The sequence below is a fragment of the Peribacillus sp. NPDC058075 genome (assembly GCF_042885195.1).
GTDB lineage: Bacteria > Bacillota > Bacilli > Bacillales > DSM-1321 > Peribacillus.
The window spans coordinates 617,547-623,945 of sequence record NZ_JBHVSL010000002.1 but is presented as its reverse complement, the minus strand read 5'-3'; the positions used below and the strand labels follow the sequence as shown (position 1 = coordinate 623,945).

Below are 6,399 nucleotides of genomic sequence, written 5' to 3'. Positions count from 1 at the left end.
TGTTTGACTTGCTCATTTGCTTTTTTGATAGTGTGTGCTCACTTAAAATTTAACGTTGGCGCTTTGTTTTGTTCAGTTTTCAAAGAGCAATTTATGTCATTTGTTTAGAAACGACTTTAATAATATATCATCTATATTATTTTTTGTCAACAACTTTTTTCTTTCGCTGTCGACTTAGTTATTATATCTAGTATAAGGAATAAAAGCAATAGTTATTTTAAAATAAATAATATAAATGAATTCATAGATTTCAAATCCCATGACTGTACACCTATTCAAGAAGAAAAAGCTTACGTTTTAAGAGTAAACTTTTTCTTTGAACATTATAGTATTTCTTCTATATATAATTCCCGGTTAATACCTAAATTGATAATTTGTTCACTATCCATCACCTTTATGACCGGTCTTGTTTGCGACCCGGCATCAATAAAAATGATTTCAGCGATGAATCCATTGTTCAGTTTGACCCTGCTTCCAATGGAAAAATTAGCGAAGCTTGATAACAAGGTTTTAACTACCCCAATATCAAATTTACCAAAATCATCATGTAAGATCATCTCTAATACCTTAAACGGTGATTGTTTCTTTCTATATGCCCTTTCGGAAGTCATGGCGTGAAATACATCTGCAACAGCAATGATTTTTGAGAATAAGTGCATGGGCTTTGTTTTCAATCTTTTGGGATATCCCGTTCCATCTAACCTTCCATGATGCTCTAGAACGGCTATCTTCACACTATCCTTTATGATGGAACTATCTTTAATCATCTTGTAGCTGAAAATAGGATGAGTATGTATCTCCTCATAATCATCCGCTGTAAGGCTTTCCGTTTTATTTAATAACCTTGGTTGCAGCTTTGCCATCCCGCAATCTGCCAGACATCCGCCAATTGCCGCTTGGTAGACATCAGCCCTATCGCACTTCATTTTAAATGCAATATATCCTCCAAGCAATCCAATGGAAATGGCATGATGATAAACATATTCTTCTTTATTGCAATAGTGGTGCAGCATCATAATGTTTCCCGGTTCCTCTAAAGCCTTATCCATAAGGGGAATCATGATTAAACGAATCATGGCCACCTCGACTTTACTGCCTGCCTGCCAATTTTTAAATAATCGTTTATATGTTTGTACTGACTTAAGATATAAATCCATAAAACCCGATGACTCTTCCATTTCATCCAATTCTGGATCTATTACTTCTTTCGGCAGAAATTTCTTTCCATCAATCAAAGTTTTTTCAACACTTACCTCAGTTATTAAAAAGGCTTGCAAAGCCTCAATCAATCGCGTGGTCAATATTGTTTTTTCATGCATTATGGGGCGGTTCGTAAGACCTTTAATTTCTTTCGAGAGGATGCAGCCTTCGATTAAATAGCGAGTTTTCACTAGCAAAACGTTTCACCTCGGTAGTATTAATAAGTATCATTTCCCTTTAAAAACATGGTAATAACTTATCTTTATTATGATTAAATACCTAAAGAAAATCAATTTATTAACAACTTTTCCCGAAACAGATAAGACTTTTTACTCATCCCCAAACCACTCTTGATATCATTTTGAAATTCAGCTAATGCGCAAAAAAAAGACCCAGCTTAATTGCTGGGTTGACAGTTTTTTAGGTTTATACAATTTAGGCGTTGCCTTTTTGGTTTAACTTTTGATAGAACCCGTTGCCTAAAGTCTTCATTGTTCTATAAATGGAATTAGTAAAACTTTAACTCTAGGCTAAAATTCAAAAGGGGTTCGGAATTTTAATTCCGAACCCCTTTTTTATGAAAAGATTATTCTTCCGTATCTTTTTCAGTTTCTTCATTTTCTTCAATTACAGTAGGTTCAGGATCAGAATCCGGATCTAGAGTCGTGACCGTTTCTATATCCAGGTCTTTTTCTTCTTCTTCTTCTTCTTCCCTTCCTACAATGGCAACCGTCGAAACATATTCATTATCTGCGGATTCGAGTCGGATGAGCTTAACACCCTGTGTATTTCGGCCCGTTTTAGAAATGCCTTCGACTTCCATTCGGATCAATACACCAGCTGCTGTAATCAGCATCAAATCTTCATCTACACCCGTAACTGTTTTCACGGCTATAAGTTCACCATTTTTCTCAGTGACATTACATGTTTTTATTCCTTTTCCTCCACGGCTTTGAATACGGTATTCTTCCGCAGAAGTCCGTTTTCCATAACCGTTTTTCGTAACGATCAGGACTTCTTCATCATCTTCAAGAATTTCCATTCCGACAACTTCATCATTCGTCCCTAAGGAAATCCCTTTCACTCCCGCTGCAGTACGTCCCATTGTCCGTACATCCGTCTCTGGGAAACGGATCATCATCCCGGACTTCGTTCCGATTATGATCTGCTTCTCTCCATTCGTAAGTCGGACAGAAATCAATTCATCATCTTCACGTAAACCTAGGGCAATTAAACCGTTATTACGGATATTTGCAAAAGACGACAAAGGTGTACGCTTCGATATCCCATGTCTGGTCGTGAAGAATAAATACCAATCGTCCGCAAATTCCTTCACGGGTATGATTGCATTGACCCACTCACCTTTATCGACTTCCAACAGGTTGATAAGCGGCAATCCTTTTGCCGTCCTGCCATATTCAGGTATTTCATATCCTTTGGCACGATAGACTTTACCTTTGTTGGTGAAGAATAATAGAGTGTCATGAGTCGATGTGGTTAACAAGTGACCGACAAAGTCATCTGTATTCGTTCCCATACCCTGTATTCCGCGCCCTCCGCGTTTTTGACTGCGGTATGTGGTTGCAGGCAAGCGTTTAATATAACCGTTATGCGTAAGTGTCACGATTATATTTTCCTCTGGGATTAAATCTTCATCTTCCAGGCTTTCAAATCCGGCTAATGTGATTTCAGTTCTCCGTTTATCATCAAAACGTTCTTTAATTTCAAGAAGCTCTTCACGGATAATTTCAAGAACCTTTTCCTCATCAGCAAGAATCGCTTTATATTCTGCAATTATAGCCATTAATGCCTGATATTCATCTTCAATTTTTTCACGTTCCAAACCTGTCAAACGCTGTAAACGCATATCCAGGATAGCTTGCGCCTGTTTTTCGGAAAGTGAGAATTGTGTCATTAAGCCTTCACGGGCAATGTCTGTCGTTTGGGAACTGCGGATCAACGTAATGACTGCGTCCAAATTATCAAGTGCAATGCGCAACCCTTCTAAAATATGGGCGCGGGCTTCCGCTTTCCGTAATTCAAATTCAGTCCTGCGCCGTATGACTACCTGCTGATGCTCCAAGTAGTAGTGCAGGCATTGTTTTAAATTAAGCACTTTAGGCTGACCGTCCACCAAAGCAAGCAAATTGATTCCGAAGGTGGTCTGCATCGCAGTATGCTTATACAGGTTGTTTAAAAGGACATTCGCATTAACATCCTTTCGAAGCTCCATGACAATACGCATGCCATTGCGATCCGATTCATCCCGTAAGTCGGTAATGCCTTCGATTTTCTTATCTCGAGCAAGTTCTGCAATTTTTTCAATCAATCTTGCTTTATTCACTTGATAAGGGATTTCCTTAACAAGGATTACCTGTTTACCATTCGGTTTCTCTTCAATCTCGACTTTCGCCCGTTGAATGATTGATCCTTTTCCGGTTTCATAGGCCTTTCTGATTCCGCTTCGTCCTAAAATCAAACCGGCTGTCGGAAAGTCCGGCCCAGGGATATATTCCATCAACTCTGGAATTGTAATTTCAGGATTCTTACTTAAAGCCAATACTCCGTCAATTACCTCACCTAATTGATGGGGTGGAATATTGGTTGCCATCCCTACCGCTATTCCTGATGAACCATTCACTAACAAGTTCGGGAAGCGGGCAGGCATAACGGCTGGTTCTCTTTCTGAACCATCGTAGTTATCCTGGAAATTGACCGTATCTTTATTTAAATCTCGGAGTAGCTCCATCGAGATTTTCGACATTCTCGCTTCTGTGTACCTCATTGCGGCAGCTTGGTCACCATCGACCGAACCGAAATTCCCATGACCATCTACAAGCATATAGCGATAGTTAAAAGGTTGCGCCATCCGTACCATCGTTTCATATACAGCCGAATCACCATGCGGATGATATTTACCGATGACTTCCCCGACGATACGGGCTGATTTCTTAAATGGTTTATCCGAAGTCATTCCAAGATCGTTCATTGCATAAAGAATTCTTCGGTGTACCGGTTTTAAACCGTCCCTTACATCAGGCAAAGCCCGCGACACGATAACACTCATCGCATAATCCAAAAACGATGTCCGCATCTCGGTACTTATATTTATTTCTTTTACACCTGATCTTTCATTTTCTGACATGGAGCCAACCTCCTATTAAAAGCTTATACTCTCTTTTAAATTTAACTGTTCGTACACTATGTAAAGAACAGGATGTAAAAAGCATCCTGTCAAAAAATCAGATATCAAGATTTTTTACATAAATTGCATTTTCTTCAATGAAGTTACGTCGCGGTTCGACCTTGTCGCCCATCAACATCTCGAAAGTTTCATCTGCCTCGGCAGCATCTTTCAAACTGACTTGAAGCAGCGTTCTCGTTTCAGGGTTCATGGTCGTTTCCCACAATTGCTCCGGATTCATTTCCCCCAGCCCTTTATAACGCTGCAGGTTAGGCTTTGGAGTACTTGGCAAACTCGCCATGATTTCTTCAAGCTGGCGGTCATTATAAGCATAATCCACTTTTTTCCCTTGCTGAATCTTGAAAAGTGGCGGCTGAGCAATATATATATATCCATACTCGATGATTTTTCTCATATACCGGTAGAAGAATGTCAACATCAGCGTTCTGATATGGGCACCATCGACATCCGCATCGGTCATGATAACAATTTTATGATATCTAGCTTTTTCAGTATTGAATTCATCACCAATGCCTGTTCCAAGTGCTGTGATGATCGTACCTATTTCTTCATTGTGCAGGATTCTGTCCAATCGCGCTTTTTCAACATTAAGGATTTTACCCCTTAGCGGCAAGATGGCTTGGAAATGACGGTCTCGCCCTTGTTTTGCCGATCCCCCCGCCGAGTTTCCTTCAACGATGTATAATTCGCTGATACTCGGGTCCTTAGAAGAACAATCTGCCAATTTACCTGGTAGATTGGATACTTCCAAAGCACTTTTCCTCCGGGTCAATTCACGTGCTTTCTTCGCTGCCAATCGGGCTCTCGCTGCCATTTGCCCTTTATCTACAATTTTTCGGGCCACGGCAGGATTTTCGTATAAGAAGGCATCAAGTCGTTCCGAAAGAATGGAATCAGTAACCGTTCTTACCTCAGAGTTTCCGAGTTTGGTTTTCGTCTGACCTTCAAATTGCGGGTCAGGATGCTTAATCGAAATGATTGCCGTTAAACCTTCCCGGACATCTTCACCTGAGAAATTGGCATCCGCTTCTTTTAAAAGACCATTTTTCCGTGCATAATCATTGATGACACGGGTCAAAGCAGTCTTGAATCCTGATTCATGTGTACCGCCTTCATAGGTATGAATATTATTGGCAAAAGAAAAGACATTACTGATATAGCTGTCATTATATTGCAAAGCCAATTCAACGGAAATTCCATCTTTCTCGCCTTCCATGAAAATCGGTTCCTCATGCAATACCTCTTTAGATCGGTTCAAATGCTCAACATAAGATTTGATGCCGCCCTCATAGTGGTAATCCCTGATTTTCTCTTCATCTTCACGTTTATCTTCAATGATCAGCTTCAAGCCTTTATTCAGGAATGCAAGCTCACGGATTCGTGTGGCTAATGTATCGAAATCATATTCCAGGGTATCTGTGAAAATTTCACCATCAGGAATGAAGTGTACAGTCGTTCCTGTATGATCGGTTTCCCCGATGATTTTCAAATCTTCTTTTGGGATACCGCGGTTAAATTGCTGATAATGGATTTTACCTTCACGATGAACGTAAACTTCCAATACCGTGGATAAGGCATTAACTACTGATGCCCCCACACCATGCAGACCGCCGGAGACCTTATACCCTCCGCCGCCAAATTTACCGCCTGCATGAAGGACCGTCATGATTACTTCTACAGCTGGGCGTCCCATTTTTTCATGGATCCCCACTGGAATTCCCCGACCATTATCGACTACGGTTATGCTATTGTCTTCTTCGATCGTCACTTTGATTTCCGTACAGAAACCAGCTAGTGCCTCATCAATACTATTATCGACAATTTCCCAAACAAGATGGTGAAGTCCTTTTGCAGAGGTAGTGCCGATATACATTCCCGGACGTTTACGAACTGCTTCTAAGCCTTCTAAAACCTGTATCTGATTCTCATCGTATGCCTGAGCTTGTACTTCTTTTTGTTCCATTGTCATACGTATCACCTACACTTTTCTTTTG

The 6,399-nt window shown here is 40.3% G+C and carries 3 protein-coding genes; all 3 read right to left on the bottom strand.

Going from position 1 to position 6,399, the window contains the following annotated elements:
* Positions 1-323: 323 nt before the first annotated feature.
* The 3 genes from ACFVS1_RS20765 to gyrB all read right to left on the bottom strand — a co-directional run bounded on the left by ACFVS1_RS20765 (position 324) and on the right by gyrB (position 6,368).
* Positions 324-1,391: an HD-GYP domain-containing protein gene (locus tag ACFVS1_RS20765; RefSeq protein ID WP_387550150.1), complete on the bottom strand. Its 1,068-nt coding sequence runs from the start codon at positions 1,389-1,391 to the stop codon at positions 324-326.
* A 395-nt stretch (positions 1,392-1,786) separates the two neighbouring features.
* A complete protein-coding gene (gyrA, locus tag ACFVS1_RS20760; protein ID WP_387550117.1) occupies positions 1,787-4,345 on the bottom strand; it encodes a DNA gyrase subunit A in 2,559 nt (852 codons plus the stop codon).
* 97 nt (positions 4,346-4,442) lie between these two features.
* Entirely contained in the window at positions 4,443-6,368 is a 1,926-nt protein-coding gene (gene gyrB / locus ACFVS1_RS20755; protein WP_352924396.1) for a DNA topoisomerase (ATP-hydrolyzing) subunit B, read from the bottom strand.
* Positions 6,369-6,399 lie beyond the last annotated feature (31 nt).

Bases quoted from the DNA above. Each gene is read 5' to 3' on its own strand.
- gyrA (WP_387550117.1), bottom strand. From the start codon at position 4,345: ATGTCAGAAAATGAAAGATCAGGTGTAAAAGAAATAAATATAAGTACC.
- gyrB (WP_352924396.1), bottom strand. From the start codon at position 6,368: ATGGAACAAAAAGAAGTACAAGCTCAGGCATACGATGAGAATCAGATA.